Below are 23,075 nucleotides of genomic sequence, written 5' to 3'. Positions count from 1 at the left end.
TAGACATATATTAGAGGGGAGAAATACGATGATTACATTCATTCTTTCGATTGTTCTACTCGTTCTTGCATACTTCACGTATGGCAAATATGTAGAGAGAACTTTCGGCGTACATAATGAACGTCAAACTCCAGCCTATCGTTTGAAAGATGGCGTTGACTACGTTCCAATGGGGAAAAATCGTAACGGTCTTATTCAATTATTAAACATTGCGGGTGTTGGTCCAATTTTCGGTCCAATTATGGGGGCCCTTTACGGTCCAGTTGCTTTCTTATGGATTGTGTTAGGTTCTATCTTTGCAGGTGCAGTACACGATTATTTAACAGGTATGATTTCCCTTCGTAACAAAGGTGCTCACTTACCTGAGCTTGCTGGTAAATTTTTAGGGAAAACGATGAAACATGTTGTAAACGCTTTCGCTGCGTTGTTGTTGATTTTAGTTGGTACAGTATTCGTTACATCACCAGCTGCATTAATTTCAAGCTTAACACCTGACTGGGTGACAATGAGCGTTATTATCGGTTTTATTTTTGTGTACTATATTTTAGCAACATTACTTCCAATTGATAAAATTATTGGACGTATCTATCCATACTTTGGTGCATTACTATTAATCAGTGCATTCGGTATTGGTGCAATGCTATTCATTAAAGGTGCTCCAATTCCTGAGTTAAGCTTAGAGAACATGCATCCAGCTGGCATTGGTATTTTCCCAGCATTATTCTTTACTATTTCTTGTGGTGCCCTATCTGGTTTCCATGCGACGCAATCACCAATCATTTCACGTACTACGGAAAAAGAAAAAGAGGGTCGTTTCATTTTCTACGGAATGATGATTGCAGAAGCAGTTATCGCAATGATTTGGGCTGCTGCTTCAATGAGCTTATTTGATGGACAAACATTAAACGAAATGTTAGCAAATGGCGGCCCTGCTGCTGTAGTAAACGAAGTTTCTATTATGATGCTTGGTGGAATTGGTGGAACATTAGCAGTACTTGGTGTTATCGTCTTACCAATCACTTCTGGTGATACAGCATTCCGAAGCTTACGTATGATTATTGCTGACTACTTCAACATTGAACAACATAGCTTTATGAAACGTTTATACATTGCAATTCCATTATTCGTTATTTCGTTCGGCTTAACGAAAATTGACTTTAACATTTTATGGCGCTACTTTAACTGGGCGAACCAATCAACGGCAGTTATTGCCCTATTCGTAGGCGCGATGTACTTATATGTGAAAGGACGTAACTACTTCATCGCCTTAATCCCAGGTATATTCATGCTATATTGTGTAAGCGTTTATATTTTAAACCAGAAGATCGGATTCAACCTACCGATGAACATTTCTTGCATCATCGGAGCTGTTATTACACTTGGATTACTCATAATGTTCATGATGTTCGCCAAGAAACAAAAAGCATTGAAGCTACGTCTTGATGACGATGCTGATATTGCTGCATAATAGCTACTCCCCTTCTCCGTACAACGGAGAAGGGTTTTCTTTTTCTCATCTTTTTTAATTAACAACATTTTTTTACTGTTTTTCAATAAATAATGGTTGCTTAACAAAAATAACCAACATATACTAGAACTATAGGGAGGGATTTATTTGGAAATGAAAATGGAAGTGAAAAAGAAAAAGAGAAATATTTATTGGTGGTTACAAATAGGTGTGACAGTTTGGATGGCTTATCAACTTATTCAAATTTTTATTCTTTTGTATATGGTTATATTTACTAAAGAAACTGCAAAATTCACTGCTGGAATGCTTGGCTTAACTTTCCCCTATTCATCAGATAATTTTGAAATGCAGATGTATTTCATAATCTTACCACTCGCTATTTTGCAATTACTCGTACTTTGGTATGCACGTGGCTTTTTGAAAAATCTATCGAATAATGTTATTTTTTCAATGCAAAATGCAGATTATTTACGTAATACAGGCATTGTTTTCTTTATTCAAGCGGTTTTCGGAAATATTATGGTGTATCTTTCAGGTAAAGAACTTTTCCACTTTCTCAAACAAGAACCTGAAGATATTATTAACACGTTAATTACTTACAATTGGTTTATTTTTAAAGAAGAAAGTTTAATAACAACCCTACCAAAAGGTGATGTGACATTTTCATTTGACTTTCAAGTATGGGGATTTATAACAGCAATCGCCATTCTCATCATCAGCATGCTATTCAGAAAGGCTGTAAAGGTTGCACAAGAAAACGAACTAACGATTTAAGGGGTTATGTAAAATGATCCGAGTAAACGTAGACGTCATGATGGCAAAAAGGAAAATGTCGCTCGGGGAACTGGCAGGAAGAATTGGTATTACGAATAGTAACTTATCCATTTTAAAGACCGGCAAGGCGAAAGCGATCCGCTTCTCTACATTGGAGGCTATTTGCAAAGAACTCAACTGTCAGCCTGGGGATATTCTTGAATACGAAAAAGAAGAAGCACAAGAATAATTTTTTCTTGTGCTTCTTCTTTTTTAACAAATAAACTTAGTCCTCGTTTCGTTTTTTGCGTAAAAGAACTAGCTCTGAAGCCATAATGCCAGCTGCGAATAAAATAGCCGATAAAGAAGATACAAACATGCTGTCCCCTTCTTTCTACATACGTATTTTTACTTACTTAGTAAGTCAAAATACTACGCAACACTTCAAAACGAGGTTATGTGATACGAATAAGATTAAATATATTTACGAATGACATTGCGCAGCATTTGCTCCACTTGCCCTCTATCACTTTCAGAAATCGTCAATCTTACAATTGACTCATCCATATCTAATGCTTCTAGGAATGAACCCATAAGTCCTCTTGCCTTTCGGTCCACTTCCAAAATAACTTCAACAGACGATGAAGAGTTCGGTAAGATAATTACCTCTAACTCATCTAATTTACGAGCAAATTCTCCTGAAGTCGGTACAAATTCGAACTCTTGTACGAATAATGTACGGTTACGTAAAAATGAAGGTGCTCTCTCTACTTCTACTTGGCGAAGACGGAATCCTAAATTTTGTACGCTTGAGAAAATCTCATCCATCAATTCATTTGGACTAACTTCCATATAATCATTATCAGTTGGATCAATCGCATTTTTCACATCAAGACTTGTATGTACCCATACTAACTTTCGACCAAATGTAAGTGGTGTTGTTAATGGTACATGAAGTGTAAATGGAATTGTTTGCTTCTCCCCTGCACGAATCGAGATTGCATCTGTTAACTTTATTCTATTCTGCACTGCCTTGTTCGTGACCTTCTTATCGTTAATCTCTTCTACATAATATGAATACAACGTTAAGTGAATTGCGTCTATGTCTTGGTGAATGTTACCACCCGTGATTTCAACTCTTCCTCGTACATCTTCTCCAACTACTAAACTACTATTTTCTAAGATGGTGTCGACTTTCACACCACCAATTCCAATGCTAGCTAATGCTTTTTTAAAGAACGACATCTTGACTTCCTCCCTCTATCACACAATCAATATGCTGAAGTAATAGTGCCATATCGTGATATGGTTCTTGTATTTCTAACATACGTTCAATGATTTCTTTTCCAGCACGGGATAAAGACAACTCTTCTTGCCATGGTTTTTCCTCTTTAGAAGATTCTTCATACGAAGAATAAAGGAGAAATAAGGTAAAATGACCTAATAAGTACAGGTCTTCTTGAACCGAAACAACATATGATTCTTTCGTTTCCTTATCCAACGCTACTTCTCCAAGTCGTTTCGCCAATCCAAAATCAATGATATAACTATCTACTCCGTCGAATAAAATATTCGGAATACGTAAGTCGCAATGCACAATTCCTTGGTTATGTGCATACGCCGCAGTTGATAGTACACCTCTTACTAGCCGAAACGCCTCTACTTCTGAAAAGCGATATCCATCAGCAAAAATTAAATCTTCCAAATTCCGAAACGGAAAATACGTCATAACGATGAATTCTTTCTTTTCCCAACGAAAACTATCTAACAAAGATGGAACACGTTCATGCGTGAGAGATACTAACATTTCTTTCTCACGCTTGAACGATTGATTGTCCACTTTTAAACGTTTTCGTTGCTGTTTCAATAACTTCTTCTCGTTATCTTTATGGTCTTGTACAACATACGACATACCATAGCTACCCATACCAAGATAGTCGATAATCTCGTATCGTCCATATACGAGAGCACCTATTGGCAGCGGTCGATCCATCCATTGTAAAATGCGATCAAGTACTACATTTTTTACCCACATCATACATTAGCTACTAAAGAAGCCACCGCTTTTATGCTTTTTCTTATAGTGATGATGACCGTGTTTCGAATGGCGGTGTTTAAGGTCACTACTTGAGTATGAACCACGACGATGTTTATAGTCACTACTTGAATATTTACGATGACGATGTTTATAATCACTGCTTGAATATTTCTTCGAACCTAATAATTTTTTAAACAATTTATCTAACATAAGAAAACGCCTCCCTTTGTCATCTAGTATACCAAATTTATCCGCACACTCATAGCAAAAAAACGACGAGTATTCCCGCCGTTACCATACGTTGTCGTTATTCATCCTCATCATCGAATACTTCATCGATCATGCATTTTTCTATCAAATAATCAAACGTAATATCGGCTAAATCCTCCATCTCCGCTTCTGTAGGGGCATAACCCCTTTGGATTAATTGCTTGTAAAAGAACTCCACGATTTCCTCTGTATCAATAACCACTTCAATTTCTTTCACAACCATCACCCCTTTACTCTTACTAATATGAATAAAATAAGAAAATATGTTAGTCGTTCTGTCTATGAAACAGAAATTTTACCTCACCTTTACATTCTTACATTATATGTATAAAAACTAGTCATAAACGTGTATAAGCCTACATACGAATGTAGTACAAGCCTTAAAGAAAACGGAGGAATACAAAAAATGGAACAACCGATAATGGATACATATAAGGAAAACCAAGAAACAACGTCATTTGAAGTAATACTGGACAAAATGACTGCCCATACTTTCTACCTCTTTCTTGTTCTTGCAATACCAGTTATCCTTCATATGTTATACTCGCTTTTTTCAAACTAATGCTAGTTATTCCCACTGTACAATAAATATAAACAGGCAACCTGTTAATCTCATAAGTTGTCTGTTTCACATGTGTACATATTGCTTTATCTTTTTATTTTATAAGAAGCATACCTCTTCCAACTTTATTTATGTTTTTCCACTAGTTTACTTAAATTTTTCAAGATTAAATCCATCACTACTTTGTAATCCTTGTCTTGAAAATTTTCATAGAGTGCCGAATAATCGTTATACACATCTAATAATCCATCAATAATCTCATCTTTATTCGTTCTTGTGCCTACTCGCTTCACATCATTAACCGATTTTAACTTACCTAAATCAAGCTTCCCGATACTACTTTTGTCATACTTCAACTTTTTCAAAATAAGATTCGCTGTTTGGGCATTAGCAACTAGCAATAAGTCAGCCTCATCCGCTTCCAGCCACTCTCCGTCCGTTACACGAGATAACTCATAAATTGTATCTTCCCACGCATCGTTCTTATACCGCCACACTTCTGTACGAAAACCAACCACTCTGAATAAATCTTTCTCATATCCCGCTACCCGCACTAAGTCCCCATAAGCAAATTTATAATTTAATTCAATCCACTCTTTTTCACTTGCTTTGCCTTCGTAATCACTAATTAGCTGCAATGTATTTTCGACGTATAACCCATCATGATTATTCACTTCATACACATAAACACCATCGACGCTTTTAATATTTGTTATCTTACCAACTGTTCCATATAACGTAATCACGACTATGTCTCCAACGTTATATTTAGGTTGTTTCTTTCTTGACATATGTCTTCTCTCCTTTTTCAGTCGTGATTGAATACTTCTTTTTCCGATATTGCTAACAGTATATGCAACGTGCATTAAAACGCTTATAACAGACAGGGTTAATTGAGACAAAAAAATAGAAGGTAGGCTATTAGCCTACCTTCTATTCGCTTTCATATAATGTCCACGCTTCATCGAATAAGGACATACTTAATAAATATGATCCATTCATTTCTAAATATCTACTTACTTCATCATAGTCATATGATTGTTTCGGAAAATCGTGATCGTCATACATATTATTTGCAAGCTGTTCCAGTAACTTCTTCGAACCCGGAACACGGTGTTTCATCATAAAGTGATAAAATGATTTACTCATATACATTCCTCTAATTCTGTCATTTTACCTTGTACTATAATATATGAGTTGAACATCTGTAAAGAAAAATAACGAAACAAGGATATCGATTTTCAGTCTGTCTTAGAAAAATCAAAATAATTCCGTTTCAATAAGCGTGGTACTTTCATTAATTCTTCAAATGTCAATACTTTCGGTAACTCACTTGTTCGAATTAATAATAATTGCGTTTCAATCTCATTCACTATTGCTTCTGTTTGATAGATAATACCACATTCACTACAAGTAACACACGGTGTTTCATGAATTTCAATCGCTCGTGTACCGTCTGGAAGTTCCCAGTAGACGACATTTACCTTCTCGATAACTTGTGAACTATCACACCAGTGACACCTCATCCTTTTTCCTCCACACTTTTATTATTAACCTTCAACTGCTCCGCTTGATACTTCTTCTCTTTTAACTCATCACGACGCTGACGCTTATCTTTTAACGTAGAGTGTGTTGGATTCTCCGCAAAGTTTTTTCGTCTCGTTAATCGATTTAGCCCTTCTGGCACAAGCGTAAATTTCTCTTCATTCATTAATGCTGCAATCCCAACTGTAGCTTTCTTATCGGCAGTACCTTGATATACTTCATTAAAATATGCATCGGCAGTATTTGGTACATAGTTCTCTGGTTCTGGATAAGTCGTAATAACTCCTTCAAAATTGCGTAACACAACTTTGCTTGCGCTTTGGGAAATCATATAATTTGGCTGGAGCGTTATCTTCCCTCCACCACCAGGAGCATCGACAACAAAGGTTGGCACTGCATACCCCGATGTGTGTCCACGTAATCCCTCCATAATCTCTAACCCTTTTGAAACAGGAGCACGGAAATGACCAATACCTTCTGATAAATCACATTGGTAAATATAATATGGACGTACGCGGATTTTTACTAAATCATGCATTAACTTTTTCATAATTGAAACGCTATCATTTATTCCCGCTAAAATAACAGCTTGGTTTCCAACAGGAACACCCGCATTTACTAACATTTCACACGCTAGCTTCGATTCTTCTGTTATTTCAAGCGATGTATTGAAATGCGTATTCAACCAAACCGGATGATACTTTTTTAAAATATTACATAAGTTCTCTGTAACGCGCTGCGGGAATACGACTGGCGCTCGTGTACCGATACGAATAATTTCCACATGCGGAATCGCTCGTAATTCTTTCAAAATGTATTCTAAAATTGTATCGTTGATTAACAGACCATCCCCGCCTGAAAGTAAGACGTCACGCACTTCTGGTGTTTCTCGTATATACGAAATAGCTGCATCTAATTGCTTCTTCGCAACTCCCATCCCAATTTGTCCTGAGAACCGTCTTCTTGTACAATAACGGCAATACATCGAGCATTGATTCGTCACGAGAAATAACACACGGTCTGGATAACGATGTGTTAACCCAGGTGAAGGACTATCGTTATCTTCTTCAAGCGGATCTTCGAGATCATATTTTGTTTTGTAAATTTCTTGACCGATTGGTACAGACTGCATTCGAATTGGGCAGCGGTGGTCATCTGGATTCATGAGGGAGGCATAGTAGGGTGTAATATTAAGAGGAATGGTTTTTGTTGAAATACGTACGCCTTCTTCTTCAGCTTCCGTAAGGTTAATAACCTTCTTCAAATCATCTAGCGTGCGAATTGTATTCGTTAATTGCCAAAGCCAATCGTTCCATTGTTCATCTGTCACGTCTTTCCAAAGCTCAATATCTTTCCAATGTCTGCTCGGTTTATATAAATTGTGTAACATAGAGTATCCTCCTTAAATGGCAAAATTAGGCATATGACTATCTTCTCGTAATTGTTATATGACGTGGAAAGAAAATGGGTGAATTATTCATTACTAATATTTTTGACCCATACGTTCATATCCTCTAACTTATCGTATATATAACAATTATTTGTCAGTCTCCCTGTATACGTATAGCCAAGCTGATAAAAGGCACAATTCATGCCAAATGACAATGACCGTGCAATTGTATATGCACAATAAATATGGCGCTGTCTCAACTCTTCTTCTAATTTATTTAACAAGATTTTCATCAATCCTGCTTTTCGATGTGAATTTATTGTTGCACAATTTGTAAGCTCTGCATTACAATCTATACGGTTCATTTCTGCTGATGCAACACTGACAATCTTTCCTTTGTGCTCTGCCACATAAAAAAGTGTGTCTGTCATCTCCTCCTCAATATAAGAAGAGTCATAGAGTGGTGTCGGATAAATTTGAAATACTTCTTTGAATAACTCCGCTAGACTTACCACATCTTTCTCTGTTGCTACTCGAATGTGATAGTCATTAGACAGTTGCGGTAGCGTTGTCACTTTCTCTTTCATTTCTTCTAAAATAACGTCTCCTTCTAGCCAATATACACTATTGCGCCTCTCTATTTTTCGGTACTTCGTCATAAAAAACATCGTACTTCCTGAAAAGTATCCATCTATCACGGCTTCCACTGTGTATGCTTTTGCTAAAAACGTAGCCATGTGCTCATTTCTTGCTTTTATAATAATTTTTTCAATGTTATGATGTAGCGCGTTTTCTTCCACTTTCTTTATAATCGCTTCCACATTCCCTCTATAGCTATCTACACGAATACGCTTATTAAAGAAATCTACTACACCTGTCGCAATGAACGTGCGCTCATTCCACATGAAAGTTTCATAATATGCTTCATGACTCATCATGAACACCGCACCAATCAAGAATTGTACAGGCGATAATTTCCGATGCTTCATGGAGTCTCGTTATATCAATATATTCATTCGGATGATGAGCTACTTTCGTTTCTCCTGGTCCAAAGACAATCGTTGGGATATTTGCGACGTGCGTGAATAGGCCACCATCCGTTCCCCATGGTGATGCTTCAATCTTCGGCAACTCTTTCAAACAATATCGATAATTATTTGTAAGCGCCTGCATAAATTCATGGTTTACATCGATTGTTCCAGGATGCCACCTTGCTCCGAACCATTCAAGCGTAAGTGGATATTCTTGAAACACTGTATCTATCTTTAACTGTTCCATCCATTGCTCGAATTCTTCTCGTGCCGCTTCCATGCTTTCATCTGGTGCCACACCCATACGTCCTTCGAGCGTTACTACGTCCGCAACAGAAGATGGCCACGTACCACCGTTAATTTTCCCGATATTTATTGGAATTGGGATCGGAATTCCTTTATAAAGAGGATCTGTTATTCGGCTATTTCGCACTTTTTCTAGTTCTTGAATATGAGCGACCACTCTCATACTTAATTCAATAGCGTTAACTCCTTCGTAACGTGTCCCACCATGTGCCGACTTACCATGAATGGTCATACGAAACCAAACAGAGCCTTGTTGTTTCGGGAAAATCTTCATGCTCGTCGGTTCAGGGATAAGCACTGCATCTGCCGTGTACCCTCGTAAAATGGTCGCTAATGTACCAGCACCACCACTTTCTTCTTCTATGACACTTTGAAAATACACGTCCCCCTTTAGCTGAATACCAGAATCGATGATTGCCTCTAACGCCATCAACATGCAGACATTGCCGCCTTTCATGTCACTCGTTCCTCTACCATATAAGCGTTTGTTCACTATTTTCGCACTATACGGATCAAATTCCCATTGTGCTTCATCACCTTCAGGAACAACGTCAATATGTCCGTTTAAAATAAGTGACTTGCCACCACCAACCCCTTTTAACGTACCAACGACATTTGGGCTCCCGTCAAAATTTTTTCTAGCAGATAAAAAGTACGCATGCTTCTCTAACTCTTTAATATTCGGTTCCCATATATCTACTTTCAGTCCTAATAAGCGCAATTTCTCTGCGACAATTGCTTGTGATTTATTCTCGTATTCTTGAATACTTTTTTCACGGATAAGTTGCTTTAATAACTTAATTCCTTCTTGTTGATTACGTTTCAGATGATACAATACTCGCTCTTTGTATTCTCTCAAGAAACGTTCACTCCTTTTCGCTTTCTTGTAGGTGAGGTGTTATGTGCACAGTCGCATCTGTACATCGAAGAACATCATCAAGTGTATAGGGAGGCATAATCTCTTCTACTACTAAGCCCTCATCTCTTACAGCCATCACTGCCATTTCTGTAATAATCATATCCACACAAGCTTGCGATGTTAGTGGTAAGGAACATTCTTTCAACACTTTTGGATTCCCGTATTTATCTACATGATTCATTACGACAATTACTTTCTTGGATTTTTGCGCTAAATCCATTGCTCCGCCAATCCCAGGAACACGTTTATTTGGTACAATCCAATTTGCCAAATCACCCTTTTCGCTCACTTGCAACGCTCCTAATATCGTGATATCAATTAATCCACGACGAATCATGCCAAAAGCAATACTACTATCACAATAAGAAGCGCCTTCTGTCACCGTAACTGGATATCCTGCCGCATTACACAAATTCGCATCTTCTTCTCCCAGTTGTGGAGTAGGACCCATCCCAAGCACACCATTCTCTGCATGAAACATAACGTGGACATCTGGTGATAAGTAATTTGGAACAAGAGACGGAATACCAATGCCCAAGTTCACAATCATACCATCTTTAATTTCTTGTGCCGCTCTTCTTGCGAGCATATCTCTTACTGATTCTCCCATACCCACTTCCAATCCACTCCTTTTGATTGCACGACATACTTTACGAAAATACCCGGTGTCACAATTTCTTCTGGTGATAAGGCACTTACCTCAACAATTTCCTCTACTTCAACAACCGTCGTCGTTCCAGCCATTGCCATTAATGGATTCATGTTGCGCGCACTCTTGTCATAAATGACGTTTCCTAATGTATCTGCTTTCTTCGCATAGACAATCGCAACATCCGCAGTAATTGCTGGTTCTACCATATATGTTTTTCCGCTCACCTCTACCTTTTGTTTATCCTTATCTATTACACTATCAATACCGATATCAGACAACACACCACCAAGGCCAACCCCACCTGCTCGAATACGCTCAGCCAGTGTTCCTTGTGGGCAAAATTCTACCTCCAACTCTCCTTCATGCATGAGTCGTCCAGCAACAGGATTAGAACCGATATGCGATGTAATTAAATGACTTACTTGTCTGTTGCTGACAACTTTGCCAATGCCTATATGCGGAAAGCCAGCATCATTACATATAATTGTTAAATCTTTTACACCCTTGTTCATAATTCCTTCAATAAGACTTGGTGGGGAGCCAACTCCTCCAAACCCCCCTACCATTAACTTCGTGCCGTCTTTAATAACTGAAAGTGCTTGCTCAATAGAAACGACTTTACTCCGCACCATCCATCCTCCTCTCATATGAAGCGAACGATCGCTCCAACCTCCGTGCTAATTCGTCTATTTCACCACGAGTAATTGTTAACGGAGGGGCTACTAAACAACAATTCTCGTCCTTACCATATATCCCGCCAACCGCTGGATAAAGAAGTAAACCATGCTCAAAGGCTACATCTATGATGTTTGTATTTAAGATAGTAGGCGAAAACTCAATGCCAAGTAACATTCCTTTCCCACGGATTTCTTCAATGAACGCATACTTTTCTTTTATTTTCTCTAAACAATTCAATAGGTACTCTCCATTTTTCTTCGCTTGTGCAACCACATCATTTGTTTCCATATAGCGAAGAACAGCTAATGCTACCGCAGAACTTAATGGATTTGCACTAAATGTATGACCACTCATAATAAGCTTTGATCCTTGTATAATCGGAGCCATCACACGATCACTTACGACCGTTGCCGCAATTGGTGTATAGCCAGACGATAAACCTTTTCCAAGCGCTATAATATCAGGTACAATACCCCAATGCTCCATCGCAAACATTTTTCCTGTTCTCCCTATACCCGTCATCACTTCATCTGCGATGAATAAAATATTGTATTTATCGCAAATCTCACGGATACGTTCGTAATAACCGTCTGGTGGTGTCAATGCGCCTCCAGCTGCCCCAACAATCGGTTCTGCGATGAATGCTGCAACTTGCTCTGCACCAATTTGCTGAATTGCTACTTCTAGTTCTTCTGCATGTTCTATCCCACGTGGTGGAGAAACAATTGGGTAATCTTCTAGCAATGATACGAAACGCTTACGACGCAATGGATGCCCAGACATAGATAAAGCTCCCATCGTAATCCCGTGATAGCTCATCCATCTTGAAATAATCTTCTGCTTAGAACCCATTCCTTTCTCTTGCCAATATTGAATCGCAACTTTCATCGCTGTTTCTGTCGCTTCCGATCCACTATTCACAAAGAACGTCCAGTTTAAATCTCCTGGTGTCATGCTCGCAATTTTCTCCGCTAATTGCTCCGCACTATCATTCGTAAATTGAGAGCGATAAACAAACGCCACTTTCTCCGCTTGTTCCTTCATCGCAGTTACTACTTCCTCCACACCATGCCCAATATTAACCGTCACTGCTCCTGATGATCCATCAATATACTCTTTTCCACTCTTGTCATACAAATAAATACCTTTCCCATGTGAAATCTCCGTATATTGCTTCGTCAAAAATGGCTTAATTAAATATTCTCTCTCCATCTTTATCCCCTCGCTAAAAATGTATGCGTTTTCATAATTGTCCTTCACGTCCTTATTACTATATGAAGCATGGGCATAAATCTTGCTAGTTATGACAAAAATAAAAAATTCTCTATTTCTTCTAGATAAAAAGTTCGTATATAGCTATAAACAGATTTTATCGATACATTTAATCGGAATATTCTCCTTTCTCTGGAGTAAATGTTAATATACACAACAGTATAGAAAGGAATGAAACCAATGAAGATTACTACTTTCATAGGTAGCTCTAGAAAAGATAGTAACAGTGAACTACTAGCAGACTTCGTCACGAAAGATATTGATCATCAGAAAATTCATGTAAGAGACTTGTTCATTCAACCGATTCACGATTTACGCCATGATAAAGACGGTTTTCAAGTCGTAAACGATGATTATGATACAGTCATCAAAGCCTTCTTAGAAAGTGATCTCCTCATCTTCTCTACACCAATCTATTGGTACAGCATGTCCGGCATCATGAAAAATATGATTGATCGATTAAGCCATGCAATACGAGACACACGATTTCCACAGTTAAAAGAATACTTACAATCCGTAGAAGCCATTGTAATAGCTGTCGGTGGAGATAAACCAACGATAAAAGGGCTGCCACTTATCCAACAATTCCACTATATTTTCGATTTCTTACACATACGCTTTTCCACTTATATTTTAGGTGAAGGGAATCGACCAGGTGATATTTTACAAGATCAGCAAGCATTAGCTCAAGCTAACTTGATCAATCAACGGTTAAAGTCACTAAAATAAAAGAAAAGACCTTTCTATTCATCACAATTAAGCAAATGAATAGAAAGGTCTTGTTTTATATTAGTTGGTATTGAGAAGAAAGAGAAAGTACCTACTACTTGTTCATCTTCTCTTGAAAGCACTCTTCCATTCGCTAACTAACTCAACTTGTATGTTCTGTCTTCTTATTTGAATAGAAGTGCATAATGATTGCCATAATCGCAATTAAATGAATAAGAAACATCCCGGTATAATAAAGAGACTGGCTACCTTCTACGATGTACAGTAAATAGCGAACGGTATTAAAAATAACAAAAATGAAAAAAAGAATCAATGCTTTATTCATACGTCAGCCTCCATCTATGTATTTTCCTCTTTATCCCATTATACCATAAAAATAGTTATTCTTCAGAAAAGTATATCTCCTTCTACCTCTCTTCCAAAAATCCCTTCTCTTATTCGAAAACTTTATTGTTGACTTAATTTTCAGAATATTTATATAATATCTTCAAGATACTGGAAAGGAGAAAGAAAATGAAACAGTTGAAATCTATTTTTCTATGGGGCTTAATTTCTGCTGCTGGTGCATTTGGTTTTGGTGTTCTAGCATTGAACCGCGGTGAAACAATTAACGCGATTTGGTTATTAGTAGCTGCTCTTTGTACATATGCGGTTGGGTATCGTTTTTATAGCCGATTTATTGCGAGGAAAGTATTTGAATTAGATGATAATCGAATGACTCCTGCCGAATTAATGAATGATGGCAAAGACTATGTACCGACGAACAAATGGGTACTATTTGGTCATCACTTTGCGGCAATTGCTGGTGCGGGCCCACTTGTTGGACCAATCTTAGCTGCACAGATGGGTTACTTACCCGGTGTTATTTGGATTGTTGTCGGGGTTGTATTAGCTGGAGCTGTACAAGACTTTGTTATTTTATTCGCTTCTACTCGCCGTAAAGGAAAATCACTTGGTGAGATGATCAAAGACGAGATTGGACCAATTACAGGAACAATTGCGATTGTTGGAATTATCGGTATTATGATGATTCTACTTGCTGTACTTGGCTTAGTAGTTGTAAAAGCATTAGTTGGAAGCCCGTGGGGAATGTTCACCATTGCGGCGACGATTCCTATTGCAATTTTCATGGGTGTATACATGCGCTATATACGACCTGGACGAGTTGGAGAAGGATCACTTATCGGTGTCGTACTTCTTGTTGCTTCCATTATCGGTGGTCAATATATTTCTCAAAGCGCAACGTTAGCACCAATATTCACATTTGACGGAAAAGCAATTGCAATTATGATGATTATTTATGGGTTTGTTGCTTCTGTGCTCCCTGTATGGTTCTTACTTGCACCACGTGATTATTTAAGTACCTTCTTAAAGATTGGTACAATTATCGCACTTGCAGTCGGAATTGTTGTTGTAGCACCTGACTTACAAATGGAAGCTGTAACGAAGTTTGTCGATGGGACAGGCCCTGTATTCTCAGGTAACTTATTCCCGTTCTTATTCATTCAAATCGCCTGTGGTGCTGTTTCTGGATTCCATGCCTTAATTTCATCTGGTACAACACCAAAGATGATGGAGAGAGAGAGTCACGCTCGTCCAATTGCTTACGGCGCTATGTTAACAGAATCATTTGTAGCGGTAATGGCATTAATTGCTGCATGTATTTTAACACCTGGTGTATACTTCGCAATCAATAGTCCAGCTGCGGCTATCGGTACAGACGTCAGCCAAGTAGCACAAACTATTTCTTCTTGGGGATTCACGGTTACGCCAGATGACTTAACACAAATGGCAAAAGATGTTGGTGAAGAAACCGTTGTCTCACGAACAGGCGGGGCTCCTACTCTCGCAATTGGTATGGCTGTTATTTTATCCGACGTATTTGGTGGAAAAACAATGATGGCATTCTGGTACCACTTCGCCATTCTATTCGAAGCGTTGTTTATTTTAACAACTATCGACGCAGGTACACGTGTAGGGAGATTCTTGATTCAAGATTTATTAGGACGTGTCTACAAACCGCTTGGACGCACAGATTTCCTTCCAGCAAACTTAATCGCAACGACACTTTGCGTATTAGCGTGGGGATATTTCTTATACCAAGGTGTTGTCGACCCATTAGGTGGTATTAATACACTGTGGCCGTTATTCGGTATCGCTAACCAAATGTTAGCTGGAATTGCCTTATTACTTGGTACGACAATCTTATTCAAAATGGGGAAAAAAGCGTACACATGGGTTACACTACTCCCTACTACATGGATATTAATTGTCACGATGACAGCTGGGTACCAAAAGCTATTCCATTCAAATCCTAAGATTGGTTTCTTATCACATGCGGATACATTCCAAAAAGCACTTGATGAAGGAAAACTTCTCGCACCAGCGAAAGATGTTGCGCAAATGAAGCAAATTATTATGAATGATTACGTAAATGCAACAATCTGTGCTTTCTTTATGCTCGTTGTAATTGCAGTCTTCATCTCCGCCCTTCGCGTATGGATTAAAGTTCTAAAGAACGAAAAGCTACCATTACAAGAAGCACCGTATGTCGCACGACCGCAAGAAGGAGAAAGTTTCCATGCGTAAGTTCATCGCAACTGTTTCAAAAAACTTTCGACCTTTTATTAGTTTATTAGTTGGTGTTCCCTCCTACGAGACATATGTCACACATATGAAAAAGCATCATCCAAATGAAGAAATTAAATCTCGAAAACAATTTTTTTGTGAAGCACAAGAAGAACGTTATAACGCAAAAGGTGGGAAGGTTTCACGTTGTTGCTAAGTCTTTGTAAAATAAGTAAAGGAGGATCATCTAATTAGATGATCCTCCTTTACAATAATTAACCTATTTAGATAGACTTCCGACCTCAATTGTTATATATATCTATCTTGTATTTACATCACAGAACGATTACGTTGCAGCCCACTAATATAAGTAACTACATTATGTACATTCTCTTTATTTTTGCGGAAATACTCTGTCTGCTCGTCAACGAAAGACTTGCTTTCAATGACAATAGACGTCTGATTTGAATGAACCGCTTGAATGGTATATGTAAGCTCTTCGCTTGGCGCAAAAAAAGATGACTCTCTTTTCACTTGAATAATCCCTTGCTCTTTATCTTGCTTCATTACTTTGTGTTTCCCAACTATCTGTAATGATTCAACACATACCGCAAATGCATCCGAATAAGGCAACTCTATTGTCATGCTGTTCGAAATAGGAACACTGTTACCTGGAAGCTTCCGTAAATAATTGTATACAGGGCATATAAGCACTGTCATAATAAGCCCCGATAGGATCGAATCCTTTGCTATCTCTACACTCATCTCTACTGAAAGCGAATTCAATCCATTCGTAACAATATCAATAATTACCCAAATAGCCGTAGTCACAGTAAATACTTTTACATATGTTCTCATTATTCTCCCTCCTTACGGAAAATTCTAACAAAATATTCATTTTTCTGCAAATCAACTCTAATTATGTCTAAAAAGCGGTACACAAAAAGAGAATAGCACCCTATCGCTATTCCCTTGCTTTACCTTCTAATTTATCAATGGCTTTCAATACCGCTGCCCTGTTCTTCGCAGATTTCATCCATAATGGGAACCGACTTTCCATACTCAAATAATACGGATAATTCCCTCTCAATTCCGCCTCTACGTATCTCTTTATATAGAGTAAATGTTCAAAGTTATAGGCCCACAATATATTCCCACAACAAGAAGTTTGTAAATACAACGGATAACCGAAGAACCAATCGTATGCTCCTCCAATATTAATCGATCCGTCAACCCATGTATCGCTGTATGAAACAATCGATTGATTATAGTGATTTCGTTTTGGCACATATTCTTTGCTTAAGCCACAATGGAGACAACTAAACCTTCTTATAATCCCTGTCTGATACGGTGAATATTCTCCTAATGAATACACCTTAGCTTGGGCCTTACATGTAGGACAGGCAACAAGAAATTCATGTCCGAAACTTTCTAACATACGATTTTGATTTTCAAATCTTTTTTTCACATAATTACCTACCTAACAAACTATTTTAGTTCATTGTAGCACGTAAACACTCCGCTCCCACGTAGAATCTCCTCTGTACTTATTAGCGTTGCTTCTTCAATCGATACGCTATTTTTCTTCATAAAAGATTGGACAACGTGATATCCTACTGCATACCCGGCTCCGATCGATAATCCTACTAGTGCGTATCCTTCCTTTCTTGCCATATCATCACCAAACATATACGCACTCACCTCTGCAAATCCCTTTACCTGAAGTGCATCTCCAATGACTTCAATAGAATATTCCAATTCTTCCTCATCAATTGAGCTTACCCATGGACCTAGTAATTCCTCTCCGTACAACGCTGTTGCAAACGACTCAGCAAGTCCTTCGATAACCAAATAGTCTCCTAATGTAACGTTACCGTGATCCCACTCAAAGTAAGAGAAGCGAATATTATGATGAAATTCATGTGCGATAAGTGCTGGAATACGGGGGATATTATAATGGTTTGGATTAATTGCAATCATCACATAGCCAGGGATGCCACCGAAACCACAATATCCATTCACATGCTCTAACTTTTGTGCATCCGCGATATACATGCCCAGCTTTAACACTTCTGCTTTGACATGTAGATTCGCATTACTTGCAACGCGTATACAATGCTGCAACGTCCCTTCAGCAATTCTCTGTGCATCGATATCTTTTAAATGAGTTACTACACGCTCTAACTCCTTGCTTTCGCTCACGTCTAAATACCCTAACATACTAGTTGCCATCACTACATCGTATCCATTTTTTTGTTTTGCTTTTAGTGGAACATTAATCGTACTCCACATCTCTTCAAAAGGCTTCATCATCGTATAACGAAAATAATTCCCTCTGTCTTCCTCTGCTAATTTTAATAATTGCATATACTGACTTATTGTATCTTCTATGTGTATCTTCATTTTTTCTCCCTCTCCTTTACATAGTTACTTCCTTCGCCTACATGTTAAACGATGACGTTGCGTAAGAGTCAAGATACTAACCAAAAAATGTAAGGAGATAGGATTATAAGAATGTTCATCGAAGATAATACTGTACCTTAACATAAATGCTAAACGAAAGGAGGATACGACAGGAAGGTAAGAAAAAAAGGTAACTAGCTTTTTTCTTTTATACGAATAGAATTGGAACAATGTTTTTTACCATTCCTTTTCTAGTTGAAAAATCCCCTGAATATGAACCTATTTCGTTATTTTCCATTTTAGAAGGGGTTGAAGTGTGTGATTGAGTTTCTAATAAGTTTATTAATGAGGATACTTGTAGTGTTGGCTATCAATTCTCACTCCATATACTTAACATACGAAAGCAGAGATTCGTACATATTTTATATTACATAAGCATCGCCTTTATAGCGTTCATTATTAATCACTATATAACGAATGAATATAAGCATTTCACAGAAGTAATATCTATATCTTTTTTAGCTTTAGCATTACTATCTTTTTTCAAACAACATAGAGACAAGTAACTGTACAGGAGTTATTTATAATAAACAAAAAGATCTGTAGGAAGAAACTAAACCTACAGATCTTTTTTATGTAATCTATATTCAAGCGACCTACTACTCTCATTGTATTGAAATCCTTACTTTTTTAAATTTAAATACGATGTAAGATTCGTGAAGTCGTTAACCAATATACAATATACTGCCCCACACCTATTATGCCGAAACAGACTAACAACGCAAAAGGATTATCAGCTATATAAAAACACATTACAGCTCCCATCGGAAGTGCCCAACTGTAATAAACATAAACATTACGGCAAGCTTTATACGTTATCCATTGTTGCCCTTCATCTACTTCATTCAATTCAAGCGGAATAAACCACGATCCTTCAATCTTATCATTAGGACTTTTACGATTATGTATCCACGCAAGAACTAGCTCAACAATAGCTACTACTGCTAAAAATCCAAAAACAAATTCCCGTGGCATCTTTTCTTCGTTAAATGAAAATAAGAAAAAGACTAAAAATCCTGCGCCTACCAGCGGCGATCTCAAAATACGTTGTATCATCTTTATTCATTCCTCCCCTTGTAAATAGAAAGCGTCCTCTACTGTAACTTGAAATGCTGCAGCTATCTTTAGTGCCATTGTGACAGATGGTGAATAATCACCTTTTTCAATTAAACCAATTGTTTGCCTTGTCACTCCAATTGCATCAGCTAAATCTTGTTGTGTCCACCGAAACCGTGCTCGCAATTCCCTAACTCTATTTCCTAGCATTGGGATTCTTTTAACCTCCTTCCAATTAAAACCATTGTAAATGATATCCAACAAAATGTAAACAATCATTTGCATTTTGTAATAGATACTTGCTTTCAATTTTACAAAAACCCTATAAACAAGGTTATATTTGTAAAAAATATTTATTTTCTCCCATTCTATCTATGATAAAATAAGTAAGATTCTATATTAGGAGGACTTATTCATTGAAACAACTATACAAAATTGGACCACCAATAGCACTAGGAATCTATTTATTAATACTTACAAAGCTCGTTCTGCTTAAATATGTATCTATTTTTGACGTAATCTCACGTTTTAATGAATTAAAACAAGCTGGTATTAACTCTGGAAGTACGAACTTCGTGCCTTTCCGTACTATTCATAGTTATTTATTTCGAGACAATTTACCTACCTACATCTCATTTGAAAATATTGTTGGTAACATTATTGGGTTTATGCCGTTTGGATTTTTACTTCCTGTACTGTTTAAGAAAATGCTTTGTGCTACAAAAATTATGATTGCTACATTCTTACTTAGCCTTATATACGAAGTATTGCAATACATCCTTATCCTCGGTAGCTTCGATGTAGACGACTTAATCCTCAATACTCTTGGTGGATTACTCGGTTACATCTCCCTTCGATTTGTACAACGAATGATACGTAATAAAAAGCAAAGAGCACATACGTTAAATCGCTGACATATACATATTCATCAAAAAAACCGATTATCGCTTTGATAATCGGTTCATGATGATATGACGCTCTTACGTAAGTTGCTTAGTAGATCCAAGAAGCTCCGATGATAATTAATAAAATGAATAACACAACGATTAACGCAAACCCGCAGCCATACCCTCCTCTTCCTGCTCCATAACCATATCCATATGATGGACAGCATGCTCCATATCCATAACTCATCCCATTCACTCCTTAACATTCATGAGTTTCTTCTACAATTACACAATATGAGGGACAAGTGTGGTGTTGTATGTGCATACGCCCAGTTTTGGGAAAAATTTTTTCCGCATTTACCACATTTATTTTGTCACATAAAAAAGTCTAGGATATCACACCTAGACTTTCTTACTTATTGCTTCTCTGATAACTTGTTTACCTTTTCTTCTATTCTCTGTAGTTGTTTCGCCCGTTTCTTTGAAGATTTGATAAAGTAAACGATGAGTCCGATACACGTAATAGGTATTAAAAACGCTATTAATTGAAAAACAACATCGCCAATATTCAAACCAGTATTCAATATATCTCCACCTTTTTATACAAATTATACCACATATAACGCAAGAAAAGCTTGATTCCCTATCACATTGGATAGTTCCTCAAGCTCTTTGATCTATTCTACGCTAATTTCATTGTTCACATCTAATGCTTCTACAAGCTCTAACTCTGGGTTATTTTCTTGGAAGCGGCTTAATGTAAATTCATTTGCGAATAAGAATAATGGACGCTCATAATTATCAAATACAAGCATATTTCGTAATCCTTGATATTTCTTCAATGATTTCGGGTCGTCTGTTTTTACCCAACGTGCAAGTGTATAATCGATTGACTCCATACGTACTTCTGAGTTGTATTCGTTCTTTAAGCGATATTCGAATACTTCGAACTGTAGTCGACCTACTGCCCCAAGAATAACGTCGTTAAACTCATTTTTGTATACTTGGATTGCACCTTCTTGCGCAAGCTGTTCGACACCTTTATGGAAGTGCTTTGACTTCATTGAGTTAATCGGGCTTACTTTTAAGAATAACTCTGGTGGGAACGTTGGTAGTGGCTCGAAGAATAGTTTCTGTTTGCCACCTACTAGTGTATCTCCAATTTGGTAAGTACCAGAATCATAAATACCGATAACATCACCAGCAAATGCTTCGTTCACTGTCTCACGGTCGTTCGCCATTAACTGTGTTGATTGGCTTAACTTAATTGATTTCCCTGTTCTCGTAAGCGTCACGTTCATACCACGTTCGAATGTACCAGAACATACACGTAAGAATGCGATACGGTCACGGTGTGCAGGGTTCATGTTCGCTTGGATTTTGAAGATGAAGCCACTGAATGTTGAATCTGTTGGGCTTACTTCTCCTGTCGTTGTCTTACGGTTTCCTGGTGTAGGAGACATATCAAGGAAATGATTTAAGAACGGTGTAATCCCGAAATCAGCTAATGCTGTTCCGAAGAATACTGGTGTTAATTCTCCTTGTTGAATTAATTCAAGATCAAACTCGTTACCCGCACCTTCAAGAAGGTCGACTTCATCACGTAAGTTAGTTAAGTTCGCTTCTTCGAGGTAACCTTCTAATTCGCTACCTTGTACACCATCTTCGCCAAGTTGAACAACTTCATCTTTACGGAATAAATGTACTTCGCTTGCTAAGCGATCATACACACCTTCAAATTGCATTCCGCTACCGATTGGCCACGTAACAGCTACTGATGGCATACCTAATACTTCTTCTAACTCTTCCATTAGCTCAAGCGGATCTTTCGCTTGACGGTCTAACTTATTGATGAATGTAAAGATCGGGATACCACGTAAGCGACATACTTGGAATAGTTTCTTCGTCTGTGGCTCGATACCTTTTGCAGCATCGATTACCATCACTGCACTATCAACCGATGTTAATACACGATACGTATCTTCACCGAAGTCGTTGTGACCAGGTGTATCCATGATTGAAACTACTTTCCCGTCATACTCGAACTGCATAACAGATGATGTAACCGAGATACCACGTTGCTTCTCAATTTCCATCCAGTCTGATTTCGCAAACTTTGAATTCTTTTGTGCTTTAACTGTACCAGCTTCACGAATCGCTCCGCCGTGTAATAATAATTTCTCTGTTAACGTTGTTTTACCAGCATCAGGGTGAGAGATAATACCGAAGATGCGGCGCTTTGAAATTTCTTCTAATAACTTTTTATTTTCCATGTATTTAAAATTCCTTTCTACATCACAAGAACAAGTATGTACTAGTATTTATTCTTGCTTGTACAATGATATATATGTAAGTATCTTCATGTAATCCCACTAACGAGAGAGAATCCTCCCATTTCTCGACATCTTTTCTATTTTACTCGAAAATGTTCGAAGAAGAAACAACTTTCACTCTCATACAGCAAAAAAACGTCGATACGTATCATAAC

29 protein-coding genes are annotated in these 23,075 nt (G+C 37.7%); 7 read left to right on the top strand and 22 right to left on the bottom strand.

The window, feature by feature from the left end:
- The first annotated feature begins 28 nt into the window (after positions 1-28).
- From IEV41_RS03880 to IEV41_RS03870, 3 genes are all read left to right on the top strand, one after another.
- Positions 29-1,468, top strand: a complete 1,440-nt coding sequence (locus IEV41_RS03880; protein ID WP_188387120.1) for a carbon starvation CstA family protein — start codon at positions 29-31, stop codon at positions 1,466-1,468.
- A 153-nt stretch (positions 1,469-1,621) separates the two neighbouring features.
- Positions 1,622-2,242 carry a DUF2975 domain-containing protein gene (locus IEV41_RS03875; protein WP_229722211.1) on the top strand — a complete coding sequence of 207 codons (621 nt, stop codon included), beginning with the start codon at positions 1,622-1,624 and terminating at the stop codon, positions 2,240-2,242.
- A gap of 13 nt (positions 2,243-2,255) precedes the next feature.
- On the top strand, positions 2,256-2,471 hold the full coding sequence (locus IEV41_RS03870) for a helix-turn-helix domain-containing protein (protein ID WP_188387118.1): 216 nt from the start codon (positions 2,256-2,258) through the stop codon (positions 2,469-2,471).
- A 224-nt stretch (positions 2,472-2,695) separates the two neighbouring features.
- On the opposite strand, the gene IEV41_RS03865 is transcribed toward IEV41_RS03870, so the two are convergent.
- The 13 genes from IEV41_RS03865 to IEV41_RS03805 all read right to left on the bottom strand — a co-directional run bounded on the left by IEV41_RS03865 (position 2,696) and on the right by IEV41_RS03805 (position 12,824).
- Positions 2,696-3,466 carry a sporulation protein gene (locus tag IEV41_RS03865; protein ID WP_188387117.1) on the bottom strand — a complete coding sequence of 257 codons (771 nt, stop codon included), beginning with the start codon at positions 3,464-3,466 and terminating at the stop codon, positions 2,696-2,698.
- Positions 3,453-4,259 carry a serine/threonine protein kinase gene (locus tag IEV41_RS03860; RefSeq protein WP_188387116.1) on the bottom strand — a complete coding sequence of 269 codons (807 nt, stop codon included), beginning with the start codon at positions 4,257-4,259 and terminating at the stop codon, positions 3,453-3,455. The genes IEV41_RS03865 and IEV41_RS03860 overlap by 14 nt, the downstream gene beginning before the upstream one ends.
- Before the next feature lie 3 nt (positions 4,260-4,262).
- Positions 4,263-4,469: a hypothetical protein gene (locus IEV41_RS03855; RefSeq protein WP_188387115.1), complete on the bottom strand. Its 207-nt coding sequence runs from the start codon at positions 4,467-4,469 to the stop codon at positions 4,263-4,265.
- Between the two features lie 97 nt (positions 4,470-4,566).
- A complete protein-coding gene (locus IEV41_RS03850) occupies positions 4,567-4,746 on the bottom strand; it encodes a YozD family protein (RefSeq protein WP_188388670.1) in 180 nt (59 codons plus the stop codon).
- A 470-nt stretch (positions 4,747-5,216) separates the two neighbouring features.
- A complete protein-coding gene (gene yodN, locus IEV41_RS03845; RefSeq protein ID WP_188387114.1) occupies positions 5,217-5,882 on the bottom strand; it encodes a germination protein YodN in 666 nt (221 codons plus the stop codon).
- A gap of 142 nt (positions 5,883-6,024) precedes the next feature.
- Complete coding sequence (locus tag IEV41_RS03840; protein WP_188387113.1) at positions 6,025-6,240, bottom strand: YozE family protein; 216 nt, start codon at positions 6,238-6,240, stop codon at positions 6,025-6,027.
- Positions 6,241-6,332: 92 nt separating this feature from the next.
- Entirely contained in the window at positions 6,333-6,617 is a 285-nt protein-coding gene (locus tag IEV41_RS03835; protein ID WP_188387112.1) for a YokU family protein, read from the bottom strand.
- Complete coding sequence (gene kamA, locus IEV41_RS03830; RefSeq protein WP_188387111.1) at positions 6,614-8,026, bottom strand: lysine 2,3-aminomutase; 1,413 nt, start codon at positions 8,024-8,026, stop codon at positions 6,614-6,616. Before kamA ends, IEV41_RS03835 begins: the two co-directional genes overlap by 4 nt.
- Positions 8,027-8,109: 83 nt before the next feature.
- Positions 8,110-8,961, bottom strand: coding sequence for a putative beta-lysine N-acetyltransferase (gene ablB / locus IEV41_RS03825; RefSeq protein ID WP_373284197.1), 852 nt, complete (start codon positions 8,959-8,961; stop codon positions 8,110-8,112).
- Complete coding sequence (locus IEV41_RS03820) at positions 8,951-10,222, bottom strand: peptidase (protein WP_188387110.1); 1,272 nt, start codon at positions 10,220-10,222, stop codon at positions 8,951-8,953. The genes ablB and IEV41_RS03820 overlap by 11 nt, the downstream gene beginning before the upstream one ends.
- Before the next feature lie 7 nt (positions 10,223-10,229).
- Positions 10,230-10,898, bottom strand: a complete 669-nt coding sequence (locus IEV41_RS03815; protein WP_188387109.1) for a 3-oxoacid CoA-transferase subunit B — start codon at positions 10,896-10,898, stop codon at positions 10,230-10,232.
- Complete coding sequence (locus tag IEV41_RS03810) at positions 10,877-11,566, bottom strand: CoA transferase subunit A (RefSeq protein WP_229722137.1); 690 nt, start codon at positions 11,564-11,566, stop codon at positions 10,877-10,879. The genes IEV41_RS03815 and IEV41_RS03810 overlap by 22 nt, the downstream gene beginning before the upstream one ends.
- On the bottom strand, positions 11,553-12,824 hold the full coding sequence (locus tag IEV41_RS03805; protein WP_188387107.1) for an aspartate aminotransferase family protein: 1,272 nt from the start codon (positions 12,822-12,824) through the stop codon (positions 11,553-11,555). Before IEV41_RS03805 ends, IEV41_RS03810 begins: the two co-directional genes overlap by 14 nt.
- 240 nt (positions 12,825-13,064) lie before the next feature.
- Here IEV41_RS03805 and IEV41_RS03800 point away from each other — a divergent pair, with 240 nt between their 5' ends.
- Positions 13,065-13,613: a flavodoxin family protein gene (locus tag IEV41_RS03800; protein WP_188387106.1), complete on the top strand. Its 549-nt coding sequence runs from the start codon at positions 13,065-13,067 to the stop codon at positions 13,611-13,613.
- A 142-nt stretch (positions 13,614-13,755) separates the two neighbouring features.
- Here the strand turns inward: IEV41_RS03800 and IEV41_RS03795 are convergent, their stop codons facing one another.
- Positions 13,756-13,938: a hypothetical protein gene (locus IEV41_RS03795; RefSeq protein ID WP_188387105.1), complete on the bottom strand. Its 183-nt coding sequence runs from the start codon at positions 13,936-13,938 to the stop codon at positions 13,756-13,758.
- 188 nt (positions 13,939-14,126) lie between these two features.
- Here IEV41_RS03795 and IEV41_RS03790 point away from each other — a divergent pair, with 188 nt between their 5' ends.
- Together IEV41_RS03790 and IEV41_RS03785 are read left to right on the top strand one after the other, a co-directional pair.
- Positions 14,127-16,202: a carbon starvation CstA family protein gene (locus IEV41_RS03790; RefSeq protein ID WP_188387104.1), complete on the top strand. Its 2,076-nt coding sequence runs from the start codon at positions 14,127-14,129 to the stop codon at positions 16,200-16,202.
- A complete protein-coding gene (locus tag IEV41_RS03785; protein WP_188387103.1) occupies positions 16,195-16,398 on the top strand; it encodes a YbdD/YjiX family protein in 204 nt (67 codons plus the stop codon). Before IEV41_RS03790 ends, IEV41_RS03785 begins: the two co-directional genes overlap by 8 nt.
- Before the next feature lie 113 nt (positions 16,399-16,511).
- Here IEV41_RS03785 and IEV41_RS03780 read toward each other — a convergent pair whose 3' ends face one another.
- The 5 genes from IEV41_RS03780 to IEV41_RS03760 all read right to left on the bottom strand — a co-directional run bounded on the left by IEV41_RS03780 (position 16,512) and on the right by IEV41_RS03760 (position 19,910).
- Positions 16,512-17,039, bottom strand: coding sequence for a hypothetical protein (locus IEV41_RS03780; protein WP_188387102.1), 528 nt, complete (start codon positions 17,037-17,039; stop codon positions 16,512-16,514).
- A gap of 106 nt (positions 17,040-17,145) precedes the next feature.
- Complete coding sequence (locus IEV41_RS03775) at positions 17,146-17,649, bottom strand: hypothetical protein (RefSeq protein WP_229722136.1); 504 nt, start codon at positions 17,647-17,649, stop codon at positions 17,146-17,148.
- Between the two features lie 20 nt (positions 17,650-17,669).
- On the bottom strand, positions 17,670-18,584 hold the full coding sequence (locus tag IEV41_RS03770) for a DUF2268 domain-containing putative Zn-dependent protease (protein WP_188387101.1): 915 nt from the start codon (positions 18,582-18,584) through the stop codon (positions 17,670-17,672).
- A gap of 696 nt (positions 18,585-19,280) precedes the next feature.
- Positions 19,281-19,700 carry a hypothetical protein gene (locus IEV41_RS03765; protein WP_188387100.1) on the bottom strand — a complete coding sequence of 140 codons (420 nt, stop codon included), beginning with the start codon at positions 19,698-19,700 and terminating at the stop codon, positions 19,281-19,283.
- Positions 19,701-19,706: 6 nt separating this feature from the next.
- The gene (locus IEV41_RS03760) at positions 19,707-19,910 is read right to left on the bottom strand and encodes a helix-turn-helix transcriptional regulator (protein WP_188387099.1); all 204 of its coding nucleotides are present in this window, start codon (positions 19,908-19,910) and stop codon (positions 19,707-19,709) included.
- Between the two features lie 206 nt (positions 19,911-20,116).
- Here IEV41_RS03760 and IEV41_RS03755 point away from each other — a divergent pair, with 206 nt between their 5' ends.
- Positions 20,117-20,614, top strand: coding sequence for a VanZ family protein (locus tag IEV41_RS03755; protein WP_188387098.1), 498 nt, complete (start codon positions 20,117-20,119; stop codon positions 20,612-20,614).
- Between the two features lie 79 nt (positions 20,615-20,693).
- On the opposite strand, the gene IEV41_RS03750 is transcribed toward IEV41_RS03755, so the two are convergent.
- From IEV41_RS03750 to IEV41_RS03740, 3 genes are all read right to left on the bottom strand, one after another.
- Positions 20,694-20,834, bottom strand: a complete 141-nt coding sequence (locus tag IEV41_RS03750) for a YjcZ family sporulation protein (protein WP_188387097.1) — start codon at positions 20,832-20,834, stop codon at positions 20,694-20,696.
- A 169-nt stretch (positions 20,835-21,003) separates the two neighbouring features.
- On the bottom strand, positions 21,004-21,171 hold the full coding sequence (locus tag IEV41_RS03745) for a DUF4083 domain-containing protein (RefSeq protein ID WP_188387096.1): 168 nt from the start codon (positions 21,169-21,171) through the stop codon (positions 21,004-21,006).
- A 93-nt stretch (positions 21,172-21,264) separates the two neighbouring features.
- Complete coding sequence (locus IEV41_RS03740; protein ID WP_188387095.1) at positions 21,265-22,860, bottom strand: peptide chain release factor 3; 1,596 nt, start codon at positions 22,858-22,860, stop codon at positions 21,265-21,267.
- Positions 22,861-23,075: the final 215 nt, after the last annotated feature.

It is taken from the genome of Priestia taiwanensis (assembly GCF_014638355.1).
GTDB lineage: Bacteria > Bacillota > Bacilli > Bacillales > Bacillaceae_G > Priestia_D > Priestia_D taiwanensis.
The sequence above is the reverse complement of the archived record's forward strand: the minus strand, read 5'-3'. Positions and strand labels throughout refer to the sequence as shown.

Coding starts and splice junctions, on each gene's coding strand:
- IEV41_RS03880 (WP_188387120.1), top strand. CDS start 29: ATGATTACATTCATTCTTTCGATTGTTCTACTCGTTCTTGCATACTTC.
- IEV41_RS03875 (WP_229722211.1), top strand. CDS start 1,622: ATGAAAATGGAAGTGAAAAAGAAAAAGAGAAATATTTATTGGTGGTTA.
- IEV41_RS03870 (WP_188387118.1), top strand. CDS start 2,256: ATGATCCGAGTAAACGTAGACGTCATGATGGCAAAAAGGAAAATGTCG.
- IEV41_RS03865 (WP_188387117.1), bottom strand. CDS start 3,466: ATGTCGTTCTTTAAAAAAGCATTAGCTAGCATTGGAATTGGTGGTGTG.
- IEV41_RS03860 (WP_188387116.1), bottom strand. CDS start 4,259: ATGATGTGGGTAAAAAATGTAGTACTTGATCGCATTTTACAATGGATG.
- IEV41_RS03855 (WP_188387115.1), bottom strand. CDS start 4,469: ATGTTAGATAAATTGTTTAAAAAATTATTAGGTTCGAAGAAATATTCA.
- yodN (WP_188387114.1), bottom strand. CDS start 5,882: ATGTCAAGAAAGAAACAACCTAAATATAACGTTGGAGACATAGTCGTG.
- IEV41_RS03840 (WP_188387113.1), bottom strand. CDS start 6,240: ATGAGTAAATCATTTTATCACTTTATGATGAAACACCGTGTTCCGGGT.
- IEV41_RS03835 (WP_188387112.1), bottom strand. CDS start 6,617: ATGAGGTGTCACTGGTGTGATAGTTCACAAGTTATCGAGAAGGTAAAT.
- kamA (WP_188387111.1), bottom strand. CDS start 8,026: ATGTTACACAATTTATATAAACCGAGCAGACATTGGAAAGATATTGAG.
- ablB (WP_373284197.1), bottom strand. CDS start 8,961: ATGAGTCATGAAGCATATTATGAAACTTTCATGTGGAATGAGCGCACG.
- IEV41_RS03810 (WP_229722137.1), bottom strand. CDS start 11,566: ATGGTGCGGAGTAAAGTCGTTTCTATTGAGCAAGCACTTTCAGTTATT.
- IEV41_RS03805 (WP_188387107.1), bottom strand. CDS start 12,824: ATGGAGAGAGAATATTTAATTAAGCCATTTTTGACGAAGCAATATACG.
- IEV41_RS03800 (WP_188387106.1), top strand. CDS start 13,065: ATGAAGATTACTACTTTCATAGGTAGCTCTAGAAAAGATAGTAACAGT.
- IEV41_RS03795 (WP_188387105.1), bottom strand. CDS start 13,938: ATGAATAAAGCATTGATTCTTTTTTTCATTTTTGTTATTTTTAATACC.
- IEV41_RS03790 (WP_188387104.1), top strand. CDS start 14,127: ATGAAACAGTTGAAATCTATTTTTCTATGGGGCTTAATTTCTGCTGCT.
- IEV41_RS03785 (WP_188387103.1), top strand. CDS start 16,195: ATGCGTAAGTTCATCGCAACTGTTTCAAAAAACTTTCGACCTTTTATT.
- IEV41_RS03780 (WP_188387102.1), bottom strand. CDS start 17,039: ATGAGAACATATGTAAAAGTATTTACTGTGACTACGGCTATTTGGGTA.
- IEV41_RS03770 (WP_188387101.1), bottom strand. CDS start 18,584: ATGAAGATACACATAGAAGATACAATAAGTCAGTATATGCAATTATTA.
- IEV41_RS03765 (WP_188387100.1), bottom strand. CDS start 19,700: ATGATACAACGTATTTTGAGATCGCCGCTGGTAGGCGCAGGATTTTTA.
- IEV41_RS03760 (WP_188387099.1), bottom strand. CDS start 19,910: ATGCTAGGAAATAGAGTTAGGGAATTGCGAGCACGGTTTCGGTGGACA.
- IEV41_RS03750 (WP_188387097.1), bottom strand. CDS start 20,834: ATGAGTTATGGATATGGAGCATGCTGTCCATCATATGGATATGGTTAT.
- IEV41_RS03740 (WP_188387095.1), bottom strand. CDS start 22,860: ATGGAAAATAAAAAGTTATTAGAAGAAATTTCAAAGCGCCGCATCTTC.